Annotated in this window: 23 protein-coding genes and 1 pseudogene; 7 read left to right on the top strand and 17 right to left on the bottom strand. The window is 61.0% G+C overall.

The features are described from left to right. Nucleotides 1-10 precede the first annotated feature (10 nt). The 3 genes from FQ192_RS09980 to FQ192_RS09970 form a co-directional block, all read right to left on the bottom strand. Entirely contained in the window at nt 11-835 is an 825-nt protein-coding gene (locus tag FQ192_RS09980; protein ID WP_149658463.1) for a suppressor of fused domain protein, read from the bottom strand. 176 nt (nt 836-1,011) lie between these two features. Then, nucleotides 1,012-2,691, bottom strand: a complete 1,680-nt coding sequence (locus tag FQ192_RS09975; RefSeq protein WP_149658462.1) for a thiamine pyrophosphate-binding protein — start codon at nt 2,689-2,691, stop codon at nt 1,012-1,014. 188 nt (nt 2,692-2,879) lie between these two features. Then, nucleotides 2,880-3,716 (bottom strand): NAD(P)H-binding protein, encoded by an 837-nt coding sequence (locus tag FQ192_RS09970; RefSeq protein WP_149658461.1) that lies wholly within the window; start codon nt 3,714-3,716, stop codon nt 2,880-2,882. A 156-nt stretch (nt 3,717-3,872) separates the two neighbouring features. Between FQ192_RS09970 and FQ192_RS09965 the strand changes: the two genes are divergently transcribed. Then, nucleotides 3,873-4,586 (top strand): TetR/AcrR family transcriptional regulator, encoded by a 714-nt coding sequence (locus tag FQ192_RS09965; RefSeq protein WP_149658460.1) that lies wholly within the window; start codon nt 3,873-3,875, stop codon nt 4,584-4,586. Here the strand turns inward: FQ192_RS09965 and yghU are convergent. The 3 genes from yghU to FQ192_RS09950 all read right to left on the bottom strand — a co-directional run bounded on the left by yghU (nt 4,583) and on the right by FQ192_RS09950 (nt 7,673). Beyond that, complete coding sequence (gene yghU, locus FQ192_RS09960; protein ID WP_149658459.1) at nt 4,583-5,422, bottom strand: glutathione-dependent disulfide-bond oxidoreductase; 840 nt, start codon at nt 5,420-5,422, stop codon at nt 4,583-4,585. The genes FQ192_RS09965 and yghU overlap by 4 nt on opposite strands. Before the next feature lie 69 nt (nt 5,423-5,491). Continuing rightward, complete coding sequence (locus FQ192_RS09955) at nt 5,492-6,163, bottom strand: bifunctional 2-polyprenyl-6-hydroxyphenol methylase/3-demethylubiquinol 3-O-methyltransferase UbiG (protein ID WP_149658458.1); 672 nt, start codon at nt 6,161-6,163, stop codon at nt 5,492-5,494. Between the two features lie 94 nt (nt 6,164-6,257). Next, complete coding sequence (locus FQ192_RS09950; RefSeq protein ID WP_149658457.1) at nt 6,258-7,673, bottom strand: cytosine permease; 1,416 nt, start codon at nt 7,671-7,673, stop codon at nt 6,258-6,260. A 321-nt stretch (nt 7,674-7,994) separates the two neighbouring features. Here FQ192_RS09950 and FQ192_RS09945 point away from each other — a divergent pair, with 321 nt between their 5' ends. Continuing rightward, nucleotides 7,995-8,906: a LysR family transcriptional regulator gene (locus FQ192_RS09945; protein WP_149658456.1), complete on the top strand. Its 912-nt coding sequence runs from the start codon at nt 7,995-7,997 to the stop codon at nt 8,904-8,906. Between the two features lie 16 nt (nt 8,907-8,922). Here FQ192_RS09945 and argE read toward each other — a convergent pair whose 3' ends face one another. The 4 genes from argE to FQ192_RS09925 form a co-directional block, all read right to left on the bottom strand. Continuing rightward, a complete protein-coding gene (argE, locus tag FQ192_RS09940; protein ID WP_149658455.1) occupies nt 8,923-10,071 on the bottom strand; it encodes an acetylornithine deacetylase in 1,149 nt (382 codons plus the stop codon). After that, nucleotides 10,068-10,745, bottom strand: coding sequence for a DUF1028 domain-containing protein (locus FQ192_RS09935; protein ID WP_149658454.1), 678 nt, complete (start codon nt 10,743-10,745; stop codon nt 10,068-10,070). Before FQ192_RS09935 ends, argE begins: the two co-directional genes overlap by 4 nt. Nucleotides 10,746-10,887: 142 nt before the next feature. Next, nucleotides 10,888-11,304, bottom strand: coding sequence for a RidA family protein (locus FQ192_RS09930; RefSeq protein WP_140667693.1), 417 nt, complete (start codon nt 11,302-11,304; stop codon nt 10,888-10,890). Between the two features lie 20 nt (nt 11,305-11,324). After that, entirely contained in the window at nt 11,325-12,671 is a 1,347-nt protein-coding gene (locus tag FQ192_RS09925) for a flavin-containing monooxygenase (protein WP_372242338.1), read from the bottom strand. 138 nt (nt 12,672-12,809) lie between these two features. Between FQ192_RS09925 and FQ192_RS09920 the strand changes: the two genes are divergently transcribed. After that, nucleotides 12,810-13,199 (top strand): ester cyclase, encoded by a 390-nt coding sequence (locus FQ192_RS09920; protein ID WP_149658452.1) that lies wholly within the window; start codon nt 12,810-12,812, stop codon nt 13,197-13,199. 135 nt (nt 13,200-13,334) lie between these two features. On the opposite strand, the gene FQ192_RS09915 is transcribed toward FQ192_RS09920, so the two are convergent. Then, on the bottom strand, nt 13,335-13,763 hold the full coding sequence (locus tag FQ192_RS09915) for a nuclear transport factor 2 family protein (protein WP_149658451.1): 429 nt from the start codon (nt 13,761-13,763) through the stop codon (nt 13,335-13,337). A gap of 10 nt (nt 13,764-13,773) precedes the next feature. Next, nucleotides 13,774-14,211, bottom strand: coding sequence for a hypothetical protein (locus FQ192_RS09910; protein WP_372242337.1), 438 nt, complete (start codon nt 14,209-14,211; stop codon nt 13,774-13,776). Nucleotides 14,212-14,319: 108 nt separating this feature from the next. On the opposite strand from FQ192_RS09910, the gene FQ192_RS09905 reads away from it, so the two are divergent. From FQ192_RS09905 to FQ192_RS09895, 3 genes are read left to right on the top strand one after another with little or no spacing between them, the layout of a single operon-like run. Then, the gene (locus FQ192_RS09905; protein ID WP_256672243.1) at nt 14,320-15,945 is read left to right on the top strand and encodes a sensor domain-containing diguanylate cyclase; all 1,626 of its coding nucleotides are present in this window, start codon (nt 14,320-14,322) and stop codon (nt 15,943-15,945) included. A 48-nt stretch (nt 15,946-15,993) separates the two neighbouring features. After that, nucleotides 15,994-16,374 carry a hypothetical protein gene (locus FQ192_RS09900; RefSeq protein WP_149658449.1) on the top strand — a complete coding sequence of 127 codons (381 nt, stop codon included), beginning with the start codon at nt 15,994-15,996 and terminating at the stop codon, nt 16,372-16,374. A 15-nt stretch (nt 16,375-16,389) separates the two neighbouring features. Then, nucleotides 16,390-16,812 carry an HD domain-containing protein gene (locus FQ192_RS09895; RefSeq protein ID WP_133836003.1) on the top strand — a complete coding sequence of 141 codons (423 nt, stop codon included), beginning with the start codon at nt 16,390-16,392 and terminating at the stop codon, nt 16,810-16,812. Between the two features lie 32 nt (nt 16,813-16,844). On the opposite strand, the gene FQ192_RS09890 is transcribed toward FQ192_RS09895, so the two are convergent. Then, the gene (locus FQ192_RS09890; RefSeq protein WP_178129052.1) at nt 16,845-17,183 is read right to left on the bottom strand and encodes a TetR family transcriptional regulator C-terminal domain-containing protein; all 339 of its coding nucleotides are present in this window, start codon (nt 17,181-17,183) and stop codon (nt 16,845-16,847) included. On the opposite strand from FQ192_RS09890, the pseudogene FQ192_RS09885 reads away from it, so the two are divergent. Further along, nucleotides 17,113-17,706: pseudogene (locus tag FQ192_RS09885) on the top strand (MFS transporter); the annotation flags it as partial. The gene FQ192_RS09890 and the pseudogene FQ192_RS09885 sit on opposite strands and share 71 nt — an antisense overlap. 27 nt (nt 17,707-17,733) lie before the next feature. On the opposite strand, the gene arsH reads toward FQ192_RS09885, so the two are convergent. The 4 genes from arsH to FQ192_RS09865 all read right to left on the bottom strand — a co-directional run bounded on the left by arsH (nt 17,734) and on the right by FQ192_RS09865 (nt 19,800). Further along, nucleotides 17,734-18,423, bottom strand: a complete 690-nt coding sequence (arsH, locus tag FQ192_RS09880) for an arsenical resistance protein ArsH (RefSeq protein WP_149658447.1) — start codon at nt 18,421-18,423, stop codon at nt 17,734-17,736. A gap of 12 nt (nt 18,424-18,435) precedes the next feature. After that, nucleotides 18,436-18,906 carry an arsenate reductase ArsC gene (locus tag FQ192_RS09875; protein WP_149658446.1) on the bottom strand — a complete coding sequence of 157 codons (471 nt, stop codon included), beginning with the start codon at nt 18,904-18,906 and terminating at the stop codon, nt 18,436-18,438. A 20-nt stretch (nt 18,907-18,926) separates the two neighbouring features. After that, nucleotides 18,927-19,274 (bottom strand): metalloregulator ArsR/SmtB family transcription factor, encoded by a 348-nt coding sequence (locus FQ192_RS09870; protein ID WP_133836008.1) that lies wholly within the window; start codon nt 19,272-19,274, stop codon nt 18,927-18,929. A gap of 235 nt (nt 19,275-19,509) precedes the next feature. After that, the gene (locus tag FQ192_RS09865) at nt 19,510-19,800 is read right to left on the bottom strand and encodes a DUF6124 family protein (RefSeq protein WP_306108888.1); all 291 of its coding nucleotides are present in this window, start codon (nt 19,798-19,800) and stop codon (nt 19,510-19,512) included. Between the last annotated feature and the right edge of the window lie 455 nt (nt 19,801-20,255).

Below are 20,255 nucleotides of genomic sequence, written 5' to 3'. Positions count from 1 at the left end.
AACCGCCCGGTCACACAACGCTGGCACGCTGCAGGCTGCTCATATGCCCGACGCCCGCAGCTTTCAGGCGGATCACCAGATCCTCGCGCGCCGCGCGCCCACCGGCACGGACGTATTCAAGCTCCGACGCCGTGATCAATACCACCGGAACCAGGCTGACCGGCGATAAGGGCATGTCGTCCAGGCGGGTCGGGAAATCCGCTTCCGGGGCGCCCAGCAAGACGCCGGTCGAGTCGTCAGCGGTGATGAAATGTTGGGGAAGTTGATCTTTCATGTGGTGCGACTGGCTGACCCCGGGACATTCGAGGGAGAGCGCGCCGTATTGTTCAAGCTGATGGGTGATTCCTCCCGCGTCGGCCACGGTCTTGGCCACGTGTTCCAGCAGCTCGAAGGCCCAACTGCGCTGGAAAGGATTGACCTCACCCACAGGGCCGCGGGCGTGCACGGGGATATCGGCGGTTTCGATGAATAACTCCATTTCGAAACCATTGCCCATCCCTTCAGCATCATCGAACGGGTCGGACAGGCCTTCGGTGGCGAGGATGATCGAATCGCCACGGCGGACCACCCGGTAGGCCTGGCGGGTCGAGGGCCAGTAAGGTCCACCTGACAGGCTCGGACTGATGAAGTAGGCAAGGACATCCTGCTCGACGGTGCCGACCGCGCGCCAATGACGATCCAGGCACGCCTCGCTGGCTTGTCGAGCGGCCTCATTGGCCACTTCGAATGCTGTCGGGTTGTCGGCAGCTACCGGCTCGGAAAATGCGTGAGGTGGCTGGGCGTCCGGGGTTGCTGGACCTTTCAGTGAACCGAGAAGCTTCTTGAAAAAATTCATGTGCGTTCCGTGCTGGATGTTGGTTAGGCCCTGCAAACGTCAGCAGCCACCGAGCCGATGGCAGGCATTATGTGCATTGTCTTAGCGTTTATTAACCACCGTCGTTCACTGGCCTTCAAGGGGCGGCAAGCGGTGGTGCAATCGACTGTTTGACGACCGACTCTGGAAATGGCCGCTCACTGTTTGCTTGATTGCTCCCTGATCTGCGTCAGGCTGAGACGAGGGGTCAAGGCTTCCGGGTCGACTCTGACCTCAATCAACGATGGCCGGGACATGGTCAGGCAGCGCTCGAAGGCGGGCGCAAAGTCGCAGGTCTCGGCGACCACCTCGCCATGCAGTCCATAGGCTTGGGCCAGTGCGGCGAAATCCGGGTTGTGCAATTGCGTACCGGACACGCGCCCAGGGTAATTGCGCTCCTGGTGCATTCTGATGGTTCCGTACATGCCGTTGTTGACCACCACGAAAATCACATTGGCCCCGTATTGCGCGGCGGTGGCGAGCTCCTGACCATTCATCAAGAAGCAGCCATCCCCGGAGAACGAAACCACCACGCGATCCGGACAGGTCAGTTTGGCGGCCACGGCAGCCGGCACGCCGTAACCCATGGAGCCGTTGGTGGGACCTAACTGGGTGCGGTAATGGCGGAACTGATAGAAGCGTTGAAGCCAGACGGCATAGTTGCCGGCGCCATTGGTCAGGATCGCGTCATCTGGAAGCCTGTGATTCAACCACTCAATGATGTCGGCCATTTGCACTGGGCCGGGGGAGGATGTGCGTTCCAGGTTTTGCAGGTAATGCTGATTCAGCGTGCGCGTCCACTCACTGGTTTTTTGCGGGTTTGTGGGTGGCAGTCCTGCGGCTGCTTTCGCGAAACTCGACATACTGCTGTTGATCGCCAACGCCGGTTGATAGACCCGTCCCAGCTCCTCGATACCTTGGTGAATGTGAATCAGGGTTTGCTTGGGGACGGGAATATCCAGGGCCACGTATCCGCCTGTCGACACTTCCCCCATTCGCGAGCCGACGACCAGCAGCAGGTCAGCCTCTTTCACGGCTAACGACAACTGTGCGGAGGCCGCGAACCCAAGATCGCCGACATAGTTGGGGTGCCGATTGTCGAACAGGTCCTGACAACGAAAGGAGGCGGCCACCGGGAGATGCTGCTGTTCTGCAAAAAGGCGAATGTCCTGCACGGACTCGGGATCCCAGCCGCTGCCGCCCAACACCATCAATGGCCGTTCCGATTGCTCAAGCAGTTGCTGCATGGCCGCCATTTGCTCGACTGCCGGCGTCATCAACACCCGTTTGAACGCGCCGGCATCACTGACCTCGGCCATTTCGGTCAGCACGTCTTCTGGCAGGGCGACCACGACCGGCCCCGGCCTGCCATTGACTGCTCGGTGAAACGCCTGGCTCACCAGTTCGGGAATTCTTCGGGTGTCGTCGATTTGTACGACCCACTTCGCCAAGGGGCCAAACATCTGGCGAAAGTCGACCTCCTGGAATGCTTCGCGATACTGCTGATCGCGAGCGACCTGGCCAATGAAGAGGATCATCGGCGTCGAGTCCTGGAAGGCGGTGTGGACGCCAACCGCGGCGTTGGTTGCACCTGGGCCGCGAGTCACGAAGCAGATGCCCGGCGCTCCGGTGAGCTTGCCGTAGGCTTCTGCCATATAGGCGGCACCGCCTTCCTGACGGCAAACAATCAGATCGATGTCTTCTTGCACGTCATGCAATGCGTCGAGAACCGCCAGGTAGCTTTCTCCCGGCACACAAAAAGCCCTTTTGACGCCATGGATGCGCAAGGCATCCACCAATATCTGACCTCCGCTACGACGAGAAATGGTTTTATTCATTGTGATCTCCTGAGGCGAATGGTGAAGAAGGAAAAGGGCTCACTTTCTGGCGGTTCTGACGCGTTCAGAGGGAAAAACAGCGGGTAACGTCTGCGCCCGATTCTGAGCATCATCGCGTAGGGGGACAAACGATGATTGCTCAGCACTTCATTCCCTCAGCTATTGAAGTCGGACTGAATAATGGGACGTTATCCTTCGCTGGCCCACACCCCGGTCGCCGCCGTGCGCCGGACATAATCGCTAAAGTCCCGCGCCGGCCGCCCTAACGCACGCTGCACGCCATCGGCTACCGACGTATTGCGGCCATCGAGCACGGTGGTGAACAGGTACAGCACCAGGTCGATCACTTCGGCTGGAAGTTCTGCCTGTTCCAATGCTTGGCGATAATCGTCCGCCGGGACTGAGGCGAACTGGATATCGCGCTGGGTCTCACGGGCGATTTCCTTCACCGCTTCGGCAAAGGTCAGCGCGCGTGGGCCGGTCAGTTCATAGAGTTGGCGTGAGTGTCCGGGTTGGGTCAGCGCCGCGACGGCGATTTCGGCAATGTCTTCGGCATCGATGAAAGGCTCGGCGATAGTGCCCACGGGCAGGACAAGTTCCCCTTGCTGGATGGGCTCGAGGAAGTGCGCTTCGCTGAAATTCTGGAAAAACCAACTGGCGCGCAGGATCGTCCAGTCGACGCCGCTGGCCTGTATGACCTGTTCGGCCTGTTCGGCTTCGACCTCACCGCGCCCGGACAGCAACACCAGTTTGCGGACGCCGCTGTTGACCGCTTGATCGGTGAACGCTTTAACCGTTTCGAGCGCGCCCGGGACGGCGAGGTCGGGTTGAAAGGAAAGGTACATCGCGTAAATGCCCTCCAGCGCCGCGGCCCAGGTGGTTCGATCTTCCCAGTCGAAAGCGGGGCTCGCCGCGCGAGAACCCAGGCGAACGGGCCGGCCGGCAGCTTGCAGGCGTTGGGCAATTCGCCGTCCGGTTTTGCCGGTGGCGCCGAGAATCAGGATGGTTTCTTGTTCGGTTTTCATCGTTTCATCTCCTTCGGGTTAATGTGAGTAATGCTCACGTTTAAAAGATGATAGTCCCTCATGTTTTACTGTCAACGAGCAGAATTGCCGAGCCCGACGTACGGCAAATACCCGTGGTGGCCCGGTATCGGTCCGATGCTAAAGTGAGCCTATGTCATGTTCTCGTCCGGGAGATTTACGCCAGTGCCCAAGAAAACCCTCGATACCGTCGAACCGTCTGTTGCAGAGCCGACGCGGCGCAATCCCACACAGCAACGCAGCCGCGACCGCCAGGAACGGATTCTCGCCGTCGCCACTGATTTGATCGCGAGCAAGGGCAGTGACCAGGTCAAGATGAGTGAGATTGCCGAGCGTTCAGAGATCTCGATCGGCTCGCTGTATCAGTACTTTCCGGACAAAAGCTCGGTGATTCGCACGCTGGCCGAGCGCTATAACGCTGAAAGCCGTCGTTGTATCGAAGAGGCGCTGGGCGCCGTTGAGGACGCGCAAGGACTGAGAACGGCGTATTCCGAGCTGCTCGATCTGTATTACGAAATCGTTCTGGCGACACCGGCCATGCGGGATATCTGGTCCGGGATGCAGGCGGACAAACAGCTGATGGCGCTGGAGTTGCAGGAGAGTCGTGTGGCAGGCGGGTTGCTGAGCGATGCGATGCTGCGGGTGTTTCCGGGCAGTGATGCGCGACAGGTTCGGGAGTCGGCGTTTCTGATCTGGCATCTCGGGGAAGCGACCATGCGCTTGGCCGTTTCCTGTACCCCGGAGGAGGGGCGCGGCCTGGTCGAGGCCTTCAAATCCATGTCGTTGCGCGAAATCATGGCGCCGGCGGCCGGATCGAGTGAGCCCGATCCAGCCGCCGACGTGATCAGCTAAGCCAGATCATCGGCCTGGTGCCGTTCAGGCACCTGGCTCGCCTCGTCGCCCCATGTGCGGTTGACGCGTTGCCCACGGATGACCGCCGGCCGCTTGGCAATCTCCTCGGCCCAGCGCTGCACATGGGTGTATTCCTGGGCTGAGAGAAACTCGGCCGCCGAGTACACGTTGTTGCGCACCAGTTGGCCGTACCAGGGCCAGACCGCAATATCGGCGATGGTGTAGCTGTCACCGGCCAGGTAAGGGCTTTCACCAAGACGACGATCGAGGACATCCAGCTGACGCTTGGCTTCCATGGTGAAGCGATTGATCGGGTACTCAAGCTTCTCCGGCGCGTAGGCGTAGAAATGCCCGAAACCGCCGCCCAGGTACGGCGCCGCGCCCATTTGCCAGAACAGCCAGTTCAGGGTTTCGGTGCGTCCAGCCAGATCAGTCGGCAGGAAGGCGCCGAACTTTTCCGCCAGGTACAGCAGGATCGAACCGGACTCGAACACGCGAATCGCAGGTTCAACGCTGCGGTCCAGCAACGCCGGGATCTTCGAGTTCGGGTTGATCTCGACAAAGCCGCTGGAGAACTGATCACCTTCGCCGATGCGGATCAGCCAGGCGTCGTACTCGGCGCCGGTATGCCCCAGCGCCAGCAGTTCCTCAAGCAGGATGGTCACCTTCACGCCATTGGGCGTGGCCAGCGAATACAGCTGCAACGGATGCTTGCCCAGGGGTAACGCCTTGTCATGGGTCGGCCCGGCAATCGGGCGATTGATGCTGGCGAATTGGCCCCCGGACGGTGCGTTATTTTTCCAGACCTTGGGCGGAACGTAGGACGCTTTGCTCATGAGACGGACCTTATCTAGTGTGCTTGCCGTGATCACATGGACCGCGGATGGACAGTTCGTAGGGACAGATCACCCCCGTTGTTCGGCCACCAACAGCAACGACTGCGGCACAGGGCTTTGCGGGTGCTGCGGCTCCTGCAGGCCGGCCAGCCGAAACCCGGCCATGTCCAGCGCATTGAGCCAACTGGACAACGTGCGAAAGTACCACGGCATGGGTTGCCATTGGCCCTTGAACCCGGCAAAGGTCTCTTCCCGCCAGCCATCCTGATAATCGCCCGCCGCCACGGTCCAGGGGTGCAACGTCTGGATCACCAGCGCACCGCCGGGGGCGAGCAGGGCGTTCATGGCGGCGAGCAGCGGAATGATGTCCTGATGCAATAAAGCGAAGTTGGCGCAGATCAAATCAAAGCCACTGCCAATATCCACCTGCGCCTCGACCAACTGTTCATAGCTCGCCACATGCACCGACGAAGACCCCGCCGCCCGCGCCGCCTCGACCAGCGTCCTGTCACCATCGACCCCGACCGCCTCAATGCCCCGTTTAGCCAGCGCCCGCAACAACCAGCCTTCGCCGCAGCCCAGATCGAGCACGCGCTCGGGCTGCCGGCCCAATATCGCCAACAGGATGGCCTGGTCGGTAACCTGGACACGGCTTTCGAGCGTGCCGTTGCGGATGGCTTCGATCCAGGATTGGGCGTTGTGGTGCCAGCTCTGGAGCAGGGTGGATTCGGGGCTGGGCATATGGATGTCCGGTTTGGGGGGCTGAAGGCAAGAATAGAAAAAACCCGCAACTCAGTGCGGGTTTTTTTTACGCTTGAAAAATCTGCATTAGCGCTTACCCGGCGCTCGCCAGTTTCCCGGTGGACAACCGACGCTTATAAGCACTGTCCCGACTCGCCAACCAGAAATACAGCGGCGACGTAATCAGTAGCCCCACCACCCAGGACAGATCCGCGCCGTTGATGTGCTCGGAAATCGGCCCGACGTACAGCGGCGTGTTCATGAATGGAATCTGCGCGATGATCCCGATCGCATAGGCCAACAGCGCCTGTGGGTTGTAGCGGCCATAGATCCCGCCATCGACGTGGAAGATCGAGTCGATGTCGTACTGACCTTTGTGGATCGCGTAGAAGTCGATCAGGTTGATCGCGGTCCATGGCACCAGCACGACGAGCAGTACCAGCACCATGTCGACGAAGTGGCCGATGAAGTCGGCCGAGGCGCCGACAGCGGCGAAGCAGCAGGCACCGAGGACGATGATCGAGAGCACGGCGCGGCTCTTGGCGGTGGGGATCCAGCGGTAGGCGAAGGTTTGGATCAGGGTGATCAGCGACAGCACGGCGCCGTAGAGGTTGAGGGCGTTGTGGCTGATGACGCTGAGCAGGAACAGCACCAGCATCAAGGGGCCGATGGAGCCGGTGGCGAGTTTGACCGCGTCCATGGTGTCCATGCCGACCGGTGTGGCGAGGACGGCGACGGCGCCGAAGATGAACGAGAGGCTGGAGCCGAGCACGGTGCCCAGGTAGGTGGTCCAGAAGGTCGAGGCCACGGGCACGTCGGCCGGCAGGTAGCGCGAGTAGTCGGAGACGTACGGCGCGAACGCGATCTGCCACAGCGCCGCCAACGACACGGTGGCGAGCCAGCCGGAGATGTTGAAGCTGCCACGGGTGAGAAAGTCGGCGGTCTGCACGTGGGTGAAGATGTAGCCGAAGCCGAGCACGATGCCGGCGCCGAGCACCCAGGTACCGATGCGGTTGAGCACGTGGATGAAGCGGTAGCCGATGATGCCGATGATGCCGGAACCGAGGGCGCCGATAACGATGCCCACCGGCACCGGCACGCTGTCGACCACGCCATGCAAGGACTTGCCGGCGAGGACGATGTTGGAGGCGAAGAAGCCGATGTACATGACTCCGGCGATCAGCACCACCAGTAGCGCACCGAGGGAGCCGAACTGGGCGCGGCTCTGGATCATCTGCGGGATGCCCATCTGCGGGCCTTGCGCCGAGTGCCGCGCCATCAGCACGCCGCCGACCAGATGCCCGACCAGAATGGCGACGATGCCCCACACCAGGTTCAGGTGGAACAGTTGCACACCGAGGGCGCCGGTGACGATGGGCAGCGGCGCGATGTTGCCGCCAAACCAGAGGGTGAACAGGTCCCGGACCTTTCCATGGCGATCTTCCGGGGGAACGTAGCCGATCGTGTGTTTCTCGATCAGCGGGGCGGAGGTTGTTGCAGAGGTGACCATGACGAACTCCAAGGCAAAGTGAGTACGTGGACGTACTTCGGTGAGCGCCGCATGGGCGACGCTTTTCTTGTTGGAGTGATGATGTGCAATGCACCGGGATAGATAAATTAGTAAGTTTGTTGCCTTAAACCTTAAAAAATATATGCCCGTGGTTTGGGTGGGTCCGGTATGTTCTGGGTGCGGTGTTCGCGCGGTTAACCAGCCAACACCGCCCTCTGTAGGAGCAAGGCTTGCCCGCGATGGCGTCCGTGAGATCGCTATCGCGGGCAAGCCTTGCTCCTACAGGATATGGGTGTGGTGTGTGTTTTCTGGAGGGTCCGCATGGCCGCTTACAACCTGCGACAGCTGCGCTATTTCGTCACCACCGCCGAATGCGGCAGCGTGGCGCAAGCTTCGCGCAAGCTGTATATCGCCCAGCCGTCGGTGTCGACGGCGATCAAACACCTGGAAGAAAGCTTTGGCGTGCAGCTGTTTATCCGCCATCACGCCCAGGGTGTTTCGCTGACGCCCAGCGGCTCGCGGTTTTACCGCAAGGCGCTGGAGCTGTTGCGGGTCGCCCACGAGTTTGAGCAGAACGCCCTGGCGGACAACGACGTGGTGGCCGGGCAGATCGATATCGGCTGCTTTGAGACCGTGGCGCCGCTGTACCTGCCGCGCTTGATCGCCGGGTTCAAGGAGCGCTGGCCGGGGGTGGAAATCCGCATTCGCGACGGCGAACAGCAGGAACTGGTGCAGGCCCTGACCGCCGGCAGCATCGACCTGGCGATGCTGTTCGAACACGACCTGGACAGCACGATCGAGACCGTTCCCCTGATGCCGCCGCAGCAGCCCTATGCTCTGCTGCCAGCGGACCATCGCTTCGCGCAACAAGCAAAAGTGTCGCTGGACGACCTGGTGCTGGAGCCGATGATTTTGCTCGACGTGGTGCCGAGCCGAACCTACTTCGTGAGCATTTTCGAAGAGCGCGGGCTGACCCCGCACATCGTCTTCAGCTCGCCGTCGATCGAGATGGTGCGCGGCATGGTCGGGCGCGGTTTTGGCTTTTCGATTCTGGTGACCAAACCGTTCTCGCCGTACACCTATGACGGGCAACAACTGGTGTGCATCCCGCTCGCCGAAACGGTGACCGGTTCGGGATTGTCGGCGGCGTGGCTCAGACGGTCGCAACTGACCAAACCGGTGCAGTTGTTCGTGGATTACTGCCAGGAAGAATTGGCCCGACTCTATACCTGAGCGTCGGGCCTGATCCTTAACTGATCGATGCCAACATCCGTTGCAGCAGGGCATCGCAGCCGTTCAACTGCTCGACGCTGACGAACTCGTCCGGCTTGTGGCCCTGATCCATGCTGCCTGGACCACACACTACCGTTGGAATGCCTACCGCATCAAACAGTCCGCCTTCAGTGCCGAACGCCACTGTCCCGAACTCCCGGGAACCCGAGAAGGCTGCGATCCATTCAGCCGCTTCGCTGCGCTCATCAGTCACCAAACCGGGATACGCCGACAACTCGCTGAAGCGGATATCGCTCTGCTCACTCACGGCGCGCATGCGTGGCAGGACCTGCTGCTCGGCGTAAGTCTTCAGCTCCTGCGCCACATCGTTTGGATCAAACGAGGGCAGGGCGCGGACCTCAAAATCAAAACGGCAATCAGCGGGCACGATGTTCAACGCCTTGCCACCGGAGATCACCCCGGTTTGCACCGTGCTGAACGGCGGATCAAAACGCCCGTCGTGATGCTCCGGCGCCTTGAGCCGCTGGCCAATTCGCCCCAGTTCACCGATCAGTTCGGCGGCGTATTCAATCGCATTGACCCCCAGCGGCGCGTACGCCGAATGGCAGGCTTGGCCATGAATGTCGCAGCGCATCGCCAGTTTGCCCTTATGACCCAACACCGGTTTGAGCTCGGTCGGCTCGCCAATGATGCACAGCATCGGTTTGACCGGGCGCTGTTCCAGCACTTTGAGCAGCGAGCGCACGCCCAGGCAGCCGACTTCTTCATCGTACGAAAGCGCGATATGCACCGGCCGCCGCAGCGTGGCCTTCACCAGCGCCGGCACCAGGGCGAGTACGCAAGCGATGTAGCCTTTCATGTCCGCCGTGCCGCGCCCGTACAGCTTGCCGTCGCGCTCGCTGAGTGCGAAGGGCGCCACGGTCCACGGCTGGCCGTCGACGGGCACCACATCGGTGTGCCCCGACAGCACGATGCCCGGCACATCCGCCGGGCCGATGGTCGCGAAGAGGTTGGCCTTGCTGCGCTCGTCGTTGTAGACCAGTTCGCACGGCACTTCGAAGCGGGCGAGGTAGTCGCGGACAAACTCGATCAGGTGCAGGTTGGATTCGCGGCTGGTGGTGTCGAACGCCACCAGCGTTTCCAGCAAATCGCGGCTGGCGCTCATCGGTCGTCTCCGGCGACGCCGTAGCCTGGGGACCTGTCCGGCGCCAGGGCGCGGTCGATGTAGTCCTGAAGCTGCGGGCGATAGGCGTCCCACAATTGTCCCAACTGGCCAATCGGGTCTTCATCCGCCCAATCCACCCGCAGGTTGATGATCGGCCAAGTCAGTTCGCCGACCACGACCATGGCCGCCGAATGCACCGGCCCGGCTTCACCACCGGCCGCGATGGCCGCTTGCATCGCTGCCAGCAAGCGATCAGCCAGTTGACCTTCGCCTTGCTCGAAGGCGCGGACCATGGCCTCGATCACCGACCGGTCCGCCAGCATGTTGCCGGCCGCCACGCATTGCTCGCCCGACACCGCGTTGTGGGTGCCGAGGGTTTCCGAGCCGCTGAAATGCGCGGTGCGACCGAGGTGATCAATCGCGGTGACCTGGCGATATTGGCTGTAGCCGTTGCGGGTCAGGACCTTGTCCAGTGCATCGGCGGGCGCGAGGCCTTGCTCCATGAGGGCGAGGGTTTCCGGGCCGAGGGACGGCAACGTGATGTTTTGCGTCGAAACCGCGCCGACGCCGGGCAGCAGCCACGGGCAGCGGGCGCCGACGGCGATGCTGGAAGAACTGATGGCGATACCGAGCTGGCCGGTGTCGGGGCAGCGGGCGGTGATGGAGAAGGTCATGGGTTTTGCTCCTTGTCTGGCCTTGGAGAAAGTGTTGTCTGGGCGGGGGCCTTCGCGGGCAAGCCTCGCTCCTACATTTGGAATGCGTTCCCCTGTAGGAGCGAGGCTTGCCCGCGAACGCCGCGCCTCGGTCTACCGGTACTTACTCCGGAATCACCGCAATCACATCAATCTCCATCAACCACTGCGGTTGCCCCAGCGCCGACACCACCAACCCGGTCGAAATCGGAAACACACCTTTGAGCCACTTGCCGACTTCCTGATACACCGGCTCGCGATAGCGCGGGTCGATCAGGTACGTGGTGGTTTTCACAATGTGGCTCAGGTCGCTGCCGGCTTCTTCCAGCAGCTGTTTGACGTTGCGCATGGCTTGCTCGGCCTGCGCACGCGGGTCGCCGAGGCCCACCAGGTTGCCCTCGAAATCGGTCCCGACCTGGCCGCGAACATACACGGTGTTGCCAGCGCGGACGGCTTGGCACAGGTCATTGTCCAGGCTCTGGTTCGGGTAGGTTTCCTTGGTGTTGAACATGCGGATGCGAGTGTGGGTTGGCGTGGCCATGTGAAGCTCCTGCAAAAGAATTAAGCGCTGACGATGGTTTTGTGGGCGAGCGGGGCGGTGTCGGCGGCACGCTGGTCGGCATCGCGGTAGTCGAGGTATGAACGCTGGATGGCGATGTGGTCGGCCACGTACTTGGCGTCATGCCAGACGCCCCAGATAAACGACGAACCACGCCGTGACTGCCACGGCAGGCCGAGGAAATACACGCCAGGCTCGCTCGACACGCCACGCTGATGTTGCGGCTTGCCGTTGTCGTCGAACGCGTTGACCTTCAGCCAGCTGTAATCCGTGGCAAAACCGGTGGCCCAGATGATCGACGTGACGCCGGCCTTGACCAGGTCGAGCTCAAGAATCGGGTTCGTCACGCAGTCCGGGTCCGGGAAGGTGTGCCGGGCTTCCGGCTCTTCCGGCAGGTCCAGGCCATTACGCTCGATGTAGGCGTCGGCGGCATCGAGCAGTGCCTTGTAGTTCTCATCGCCACGGGCCAGGTTTTCCGCCAGGTTGGGCTGGAAGGTCGCCACGGTGCCATTGAACGATTGGGTCAGGCCGACCAGGGTCATGCCGCGATGGGCCAGGCCTCGGAAGTCCACGGTGCGACCGCCATGGGCGCCGCTGACGGCGATGGTCACGTGCTCGCGCCCCGGCTTCATCGCCGCTTGATCCCACTCACCAAGCACACCCAGCCACCAGCAGAAATCACGGTTGCGGTAGGCGCGAGGCGGGCGGTCGTGAGCGCCGACCGAGAGGTACACCTTCTTGCCGGCAGCCTGCAATTCATCGGCGATCTGCACCCCCGACGACCCGGCACCCACCACCAGCACCGCGCCTTCGGGCAGTTGCTGCGGGTTGCGGTATTCAGCGGAATGGATTTGGGTGAACGGCGCGTCTTTCGGTGCAATCGGCGGGATCACCGGGCGCTGGAACGGCCCGGTGGCGGCCACCACACGGTTGGCTTCGATCACGCCTTCGGAGGTTTCAACGGTGAAACCCGGGCGACCGACATTGCGCTCGACCTTCAACACGTCCACGCCAGTGCGGACCGGTGCGTTGAATTTCTTGGCGTAGGCTTCGAAATAATCGGCCACCCGCTCTTTCGGGGCAAAGCCGTCGGGGCTCAGATCGTCGAACTCCATGCCCGGAAAGCGATCGTGCCAGGCCGGACCATTGGCCACCAACGAATCCCAGCGGCTGGTGCGCCAGCGTTCGGCAATACGATTGCGCTCCAGCACCAGGTGCGGCACACCGAGTTTGCTCAAGTGTTCACTCATGGCCACGCCAGCTTGACCGGCGCCAACGATCAGCGTGTCTATTTTTATTGTTTCAGTGGTCATCTCTTTACCCTTCGAAGTGGGAGTCAGGTCGGTTATGGCCTGCCATCTCTTGGGCTCAAGACTAGGGTTCACCCCGGTATCGGTAAAATATTATTAAGTTGGGAACTGAGCATAAATAACGGATGCAGAGCGTTCAGCCCTGGCTTGCACAGGTTAAAAGGGAGAGATTGAGCCATGAACAGACAAACACTCAGCGACACCTACCGCGCTTACATCGACTGCCTCAACCGCCAGGACTGGCCCGCCCTGGGCCAATTGGTGGATGAAGACGCGCATTACAATGGCCAGCGCATCGGGTTATCCGGCTACCGGGCGATGCTGGAGCGCGATTTCCGTTCGATCCCGGATCTGCGCTTCGTCATCGAACGCCTCATCGCCGACCCGCCACACATCGCCGCCAGGCTGTGTTTCGACTGCACGCCAGTGGGAGAACTGTTCGGTTTGCCGGTGAACGGGCGGCGGGTGGTGTTTAGCGAGAATGTGTTTTATGAGTTCAAACACGGGAAGATCTGGAACGTCTGGTCGGTCATCGACAAGGCCGCGGTCGCGGCGCAGATCCTTTAAAAGGGGACCAATACCTGTGGTGAGGGGGCAAGCCCTCGTTGGGCTGCGCAGCAGCCCTGAAAACTGGGGGCGCTTCGCACCCCAACGGGGGCAAGCCCCCTCGCCACAGGGACGATGTTCAGTCAAAAGCACCGATCAGGCTTTGCTGGCCGCCAGGTAAGCGCCCAGTCGGCTGCCCATTTCGGCGCCCAAGGCTTGCAAGCCACTCAATGGCCGGACCATCACTTCAAATTCAACGATTTTGCCTTCCTCATTGAACCGGATCATGTCGATCCCTTTTAGCTCCTTGCCGCCGACCTGCGCGCTGAACTCGAGTACGACATTCAACCCGTCCGCTGTCGCCAATTCGCGGTGATATTCAAAGTTTTCAAAAACGTCGACCACGGTGTTCAGAATCATCGCCACCACGGCTGCTCCCGGGTATGGCGTGTGCGCCATGGGCGAGCGGAACACGGCTTTTGGGTCCAGCAACTCGGGCAAGGCCTGCAAGTCGCCCTGGCGGATCATCGCGTGCCATTGCTTCAAGGACTCGGCGGCTTTGGGGTGCAGGTTCAGTTCAGGCATTTTCAACTCCTTATTGTTGTTTTTTGGTCTGTAGAAACGCGGCCATCGCGGCGAAGCGCTGACGTGTTTCATGCTCGAAAATACGATTGACCAGCGGGTCCAGCAACCCGCCGAGCCAACGCGGTCGTAGGCGGACGCTGAAGGTGTAGATCAACTCCGACCGGTTGTCACCCAGATCACGATGACGCATCGACGCGGCCCACCACGCAAACACGCCCTCAGGCTCGACCAACAAGGCTGCGGCGACCTGTCCCGGCTGGAAGTTGACGAAACGGGTGCGCATGGAAAAGTAGCGTTTCCAGCCTCGTCCTTCATTGAACGTGATTGCGCCGATATACGGGCGGATGCCGCCACCTTCGACCCCGGCGCGGGCCAACAGGGTGTCCCACTGCATGCGCACCGTGTGATTGTGGAAGGCTTCGAAGGCGTCGGCTGCGCTGGCGGGCATGATCAGGCTGATTCGGTGTTGGGTCACACGTTGTCCTCGACGATTTTCGCCATCTTGCACCGGGTTTGGAGTATTGCAAAAAGCGCAATCATATTCAGATACACTTCGATGATGCCAAAACATCATCACGCGCCGTTGCGTTTCACCCGTATCGCTCACAGCATCGTCACCCGATTGCTGTTGCTAGCGCTGTGCATGGTCATTTTTGGTGCCGTGGTGCGTTATTACGTCTTGACCAATTTCCTGCGTGAAGACCTGAGCAGTGTGGTTGAAGGCCAGCAATTGACCCTCGCCACCTATGTTGCCAAGGACATCGACTACAAACTCGTCCAGCGTCAATTGATGCTGGATCGCCTGGCCGATTCGGTTCCGACCGATCTCCTGACGCAGCCGCAGCAGCTGCAAACGTGGCTGAAAGCGCATTACGAGTTCCAAACACTGTTCACCGCAGATTTGTTCATCGTCAGCGGCAAAGGGCGTTTACTGGCGAATTTCCCGGAACCGGTGGATACCGACTTCGCCGAGCGTGATTACATCCGGGCAGGGCTGGCGGGGCGCTCGTTGATCGGTCAACCGGCGCTCGACAAGGCGACTCAGACGCCGATTCTGCCCATGTCCGCGCCCATCAAGAATGCCGCCGGTGAAGTCCAGGCGGTTTTGGTCGGCGTCAGCGTACTGGGCGCCACGGGGCTCCTGGATTCGTTGCTGCAGAGTCGCGTCGGCGATGCCACCGGGGATTTCCTGCTGGTGTTCCCCGAAAGCCGCTTGTATATCGAGTCTTCCAGCCGTGATGTGCGACTCAATCCAACGTCGGTCCCCGGCGTCAATGCCTTGCATGACCGGGCGATGGCGGGGTTCCGCGGCACTGGGCTGACCCTCAATTCAAAAGGGGTCGAGGAAGTCGCCGCCATCGCCGCCGTTCCGAGCGCCAATTGGTTCATCGTCGCCCGTTTGCCCGCCAGCGAGGCGTTTGCCACCGTGACGCGCACCCAGCATTTCCTGATGAAGGGCGCGGTGTTCTCGATTCTGTTTTTCGCCACGTTCGCCTCCATTGGTCTGTATTTTGTGTTCCGCCACCTGTTCCGTGCTGCCGAGCAGGCCGATCGCATGACCCGCGATGAACTGCCCCACGCGCCGTTGGCGGTGGTGCGTGATGATGAAGTCGGGCACCTGATTTCGGCGTTCAATCGGCTGTTGCTCAAGTTGAATGACAAACAGGATGAACTAAAGAAAATCGCCCATCACGACACCCTGACGGGTCTGTGCAACCGCCATCACCTCTCCGGTCGCCTTCGGCAGGTGTTGTCCCTGGCGCGACGCACCGGTACCCAGGTTGGCCTGTTGTTCATGGACCTCGATGGTTTCAAACACATCAACGACACGTTGGGCCACGAGGCGGGCGATGAGGTATTGCGCCAGGTGGCGCGGCGCTTTTCGTCCGTGGTGCGCGAGAGCGACACCCTCGCGCGCATTGGTGGCGATGAGTTTGTCGTGCTGCTGAGCGACCTGGGCGTCGACGCCGAACAGACCCTCAGCCGCGTGGCGACCCAATGCATCGAGGCCTTGAGCGCACCGTTTTTTATTTCCGGCACGGTGTGCATTGTCGGTGTGTCGATCGGCATCGCCTTGGGCGACGGGCAAAGTTCCGCCGACACGCTGCTGCTGGCCGCTGACCGCGTGATGTACCAAGCGAAGAAAACCGGGCGTGGGCGGTATGTGACTTATAAGCTTTAGGCCTTTAAGCTGGCGGCTTTCCCCGATGACCAAGGATGGAAAGTGGCCATGATCACAATCGGTAGTCAGAACAACGCCCCGACGCCGCAACATCAGCATCACGATGTTTATGTTTTTCACATCGACCCGTCCCGGCCCGACAAACCGTTGTGTTTCGAACAGTCGATTGGCGGCGGGCATTGCGAGCAGGGCGGGGCGATATGGCTAGCGGTTGCGCAGCTTGAGGCCTGGCCCGGTGACTGGCGCCAGCACCTGGAAAAATCCGGCTGTGGCTGGGTGGCCGCACTGGTGGATGCCCATCACGCTGCTGATCAGTCGACTATCGTCGCCATGATCCTCAAACAGCACGCCAAGCCACCGAGCCTGTGGGGTTCAACCGCCGGCTGGTTCAAACGCAACTTTTCCATCACCGGCCGCTACGGCATTTAATTGAGGAGCAACCCGATGAGCCAGACCCTGGAACGGGCGATTGCAATCGCCGCAGCCGCCCACGAAGGGCAGGTCGACAAGGGTGGATCGCCTTACATCCTGCATCCACTGAAAGTCATGTTGCGGGTGACGACCCTGGAAGAGCGGATCGTCGCCGTGCTGCACGACGTGGTCGAAGACACCGGCATCAGCCTCGAAGCGCTGCGCCAGGAAGGTTTCAGCGAAGCGGTGTTAGAGGCGATCGCATCGGTCACCAAAGTCGAGGGTGAATCCTATGAGGCGTTCGTCGAACGCGCAGCGCTGAACCCGATAGGCCGAGTGGTCAAACTCGCGGACCTGGAAGAAAACAGCGACTTGTCGCGGATTGCGCAGCCGTCATGGGACGATCTGGAGCGGGTTGAGAAGTATCGGCGGGCGATTGGCGTGTTGCGGTCGTAACACGCCAGATCAATGTGTGCAGAGAGGGTTTATCACCGCGCCGTGGTCGCACTCAAGGCATCCCACACCGCCATGACCTGAGTCACCGACGCATCCATCACCGCATGGGGAATCTCGTCTCTGGCCAGCGCCGTCAGACCCAGAAGAAAGCTGTCAAACATGGCGGCCAGGGCTTTGGTGTCGGTAGTGACCGGCAGTTCGCCCTGAGCAATCGCGCGTTCGATGCAGGCGATAATGCCCGCCCGGTTGCGAGCCCGGGCCTCGGCCAGTGGCGCAGAAACGGCGGTGGGCTGTGCCGAGCAGGTTTTTTTCACCCCAGGCGTGCGCCCGGTCCTCGGGGTGGTGATGACCTGGATGCTGGCGCACAACATTCTTTATACCTATGTCGCGCCCTTCGTGACCCCGGCCGGGCTGGCCAGCGATATCGATCTGGTGCTGCTGGTGTTCGGCATCGCCGCGTTGCTCAGTATCTGGATCACTGGGCGGTTGGTGGACCGGTATCTGCGCAACGCCGTGTTGCTCAGCCTCGCCACGTTCGCCGCGACAGCCTGCGTTTTCGGGTTCTTTTCCCAATCCGTGATCGTCATCTATGTCGGCACCTTTGTCTGGGGCCTGACCTTCGGCGGCGCCGCGACACTGCTGCAGACCGCACTGGCTGATACGGCGGGTGAGGGCGCGGACGTTGCCTTGTCCATGAACGTCGTGGCCTGGAACGGCGCGATCGCCATCGCCGGTCTGTTCGGTGGTGTGCTGCTCGATCAGGTCGGTGTCGTGTCGTTTCCGTGGGTATTGCTGGTGCTGCTGCTGGCGGGGTTATGGATTGCCGTTGGCGCGCGGGTGCATGGTTTTCCGCAGGGGCAACGGCAGGGCGGTGCGGCGGTGGTCGGTCATTGATGGGGGCGCGGGTTTACGACGCCTGGTTCAAATCGAGCGCTGATTCACCCGCCGGGTCAGTTCCTCGGCGGACTCCTTGCGCTCCGAATAGCGATCAACCAGGTCGGGGCGATCGCGCAGCAGCAACGTGAACTTGACCAGTTCCTCCATTACATCCACCACCCGGTCGTAGAGCGCCGAGGGTTTCATGCGGTTGCCCTCGTCAAACTCCAGATAGGCTTTGGGCACCGAGGATTGATTGGGGATGGTGAACATGCGCATCCAGCGCCCCAACACGCGCAGTTGATTGACCACGTTGAAAGATTGCGAGCCGCCACACACCTGCATCACCGCCAGGGTCTTGCCCTGGGTCGGGCGAATCGCGCCGATGGCCAGCGGCACCCAGTCTATTTGGGCCTTGAACACCGCCGACATCGAGCCGTGACGCTCCGGCGAACACCAGACCTGGCCTTCGGACCATTGCATCAGCTCAAGCAGTTCCTGGACTTTCGGGTGATCGTTCGGCGCATCGTCCGGCAGTGGCAAACCGGAGGGGTTGAAGATCCGCGTCTCGGCGCCGAAGTGTTCGAGCAAACGCGCGGCTTCTTCGACCATCAGGCGACTGAAGGAGCGGGCGCGGGTCGAGCCGTACAGCAGCAAAATCCGTGGTTTGTGCGGACCGGTTTGATCAGGAGTTTGAATCAGTGAGGTGTCGAGATTGGGCAGCGGGTGAGTCATGAAAGGCTCCAGTTACAAGGTGCTGATGCGGTCGAGTTCCCGCTTCAAGGCATCGCGATCAAGTTCGGCGAAGGGCAGGGCGAGGAAGGCTCGGCAGCGGGTTTCGATACGTACCAGGGTTGATTGGAAGGCGGCGGATACCGCGGCTTCGTCGCCCGTCACCTCCGATGGATCTTCCAGTCCCCAATGGGCTTTCAGCGCCGGGCCGAAGTAGACGGGGCAAGCCTCACCGGCCGCCTTGTCGCAGACCGTGATGACGATGTCCGGCGGGTTGGCTTCGAAGGCGTCGTTGCCTTTGCTGCTCAAGCCTTCGATGGCAATCCCGGCTTCTTGCAAGGTGATCAGGCTGCGCGGCAGGACCTGGCCCTTGGGAAAGCTGCCGGCGCTGACCGCTTCGAAGCCCTGCGGCGCCAGATGATTGAACATCGCTTCGCTAAGGATGCTGCGGCAGCTGTTGGCGGTGCACATGAATAGAACGCGCATGGAAACTCCAATGGGTCAGGTCAGCAGCACGCTGCGGTATTGAGTGGGCGGTCGCTCATCTGATTGAGGCGGGCGGTGTTTTCCTCAAGCCAGTCGGCGTTGGCGTGCAATGTGGTTTCAAGCACCGCGCGAACCCAGGCGGGCAGTTCGGGATTGAGCCGGTAATACACCCATTGCCCCTGGCGTCGATCAAGCAGCAGGCCGCATGCCCGCAGCTGCGCCAGATGGCGCGAGATCTTCGGCTGGCTGTCGTCCAGCGCACAGACCAACTCGCAGACGCACAACTCGCCCTCACGGGTGATCAGCAGAGTGGCCCGGGCGCGGGTTTCGTCGGACAGGCATTTGTAGAGGGCAGGAGGGCTGAGCATGGGGGCGTCTTAGAGGTGTGGAAGTCCGAATATACGGATATCCATATGTATTGGGCAAGCTGCTTTTTAGCCCGATAGGCAACTGCTGCGTCCGCTGCACATCTGTGTAGGAGCGAGCGGTGTCGGCCACGAATTCTGTGAACACCCTCAAACGAATGTAGGAGCATGGCTTGCCCGCGATAGCGATCTTATGGACGCCATCGCGAGCAAGCTTTGCTCCTACAGGGCCGGGCGATTAGCCGGGCTTGTGGTTATCCAGCATCCGATTGGCCGCCATCTCACCCATCAGGAGCGACCGATGCAACACCAGCATCGTGTGGCGTCGCGGGCCGTCCGTCAGCTCGACGAGATCGTTGACCATCTTGCGGGCCGTTGATAACGATTCGTAGACCTCGACCAGCAACGTTTCGTCATCCACCGCTGCGTCGATGGTGAAGAAGGTGCCGGAACTGCGGGGCGGTATCTGCGTTTTCGTCGCCCCGGGGTTGAGGTAATGGCTGAGCGCGCGGTCGGCGGCCTCTTTCATTTTCTTGGGGTCAATCTCGAAAGAGGCGTCTCAGGGGACTGGACCGGCATTCGGGGGATTGGGTGTAACTTTGAACATAGATGAAACTCCAGTACTAGCTAATAGGAGCCATCACTTTCGCTACCAAACGAGGAGGTGGTGGCCATACACAGGTTGGTAGACCGGAGTACTGGAACCGGCGCCCCGAAGGGACCCTGCGCATGGCCACCAAAAAGCATCGACCTAAGAAAGCGTCTGCATTCGGCTATGCGCCAGTACACCGGGCTACCAAACCCGATCGCTGTTTTTCAGCGACGGGGAAACGATAAAGCTCAGGCACTAGACGCACAAGCCGGCGGATTCTGGCGTACGCGTAGGTAACGGCGCAAGGCGTTGTAGCCGTTTATGACGTAACACTGAGTGTCTTTAAACAGTCGTCGTTAAACATGTTTAGGCGGTGCGCTCGCGGACGCCTT

This window comes from Pseudomonas sp. ANT_J12 (assembly GCF_008370045.1).
In the GTDB taxonomy this organism is placed as follows: domain Bacteria; phylum Pseudomonadota; class Gammaproteobacteria; order Pseudomonadales; family Pseudomonadaceae; genus Aquipseudomonas.
Note: the sequence above shows the minus strand (reverse complement) of the source record. Positions and strands in the feature narration are given on the sequence as shown.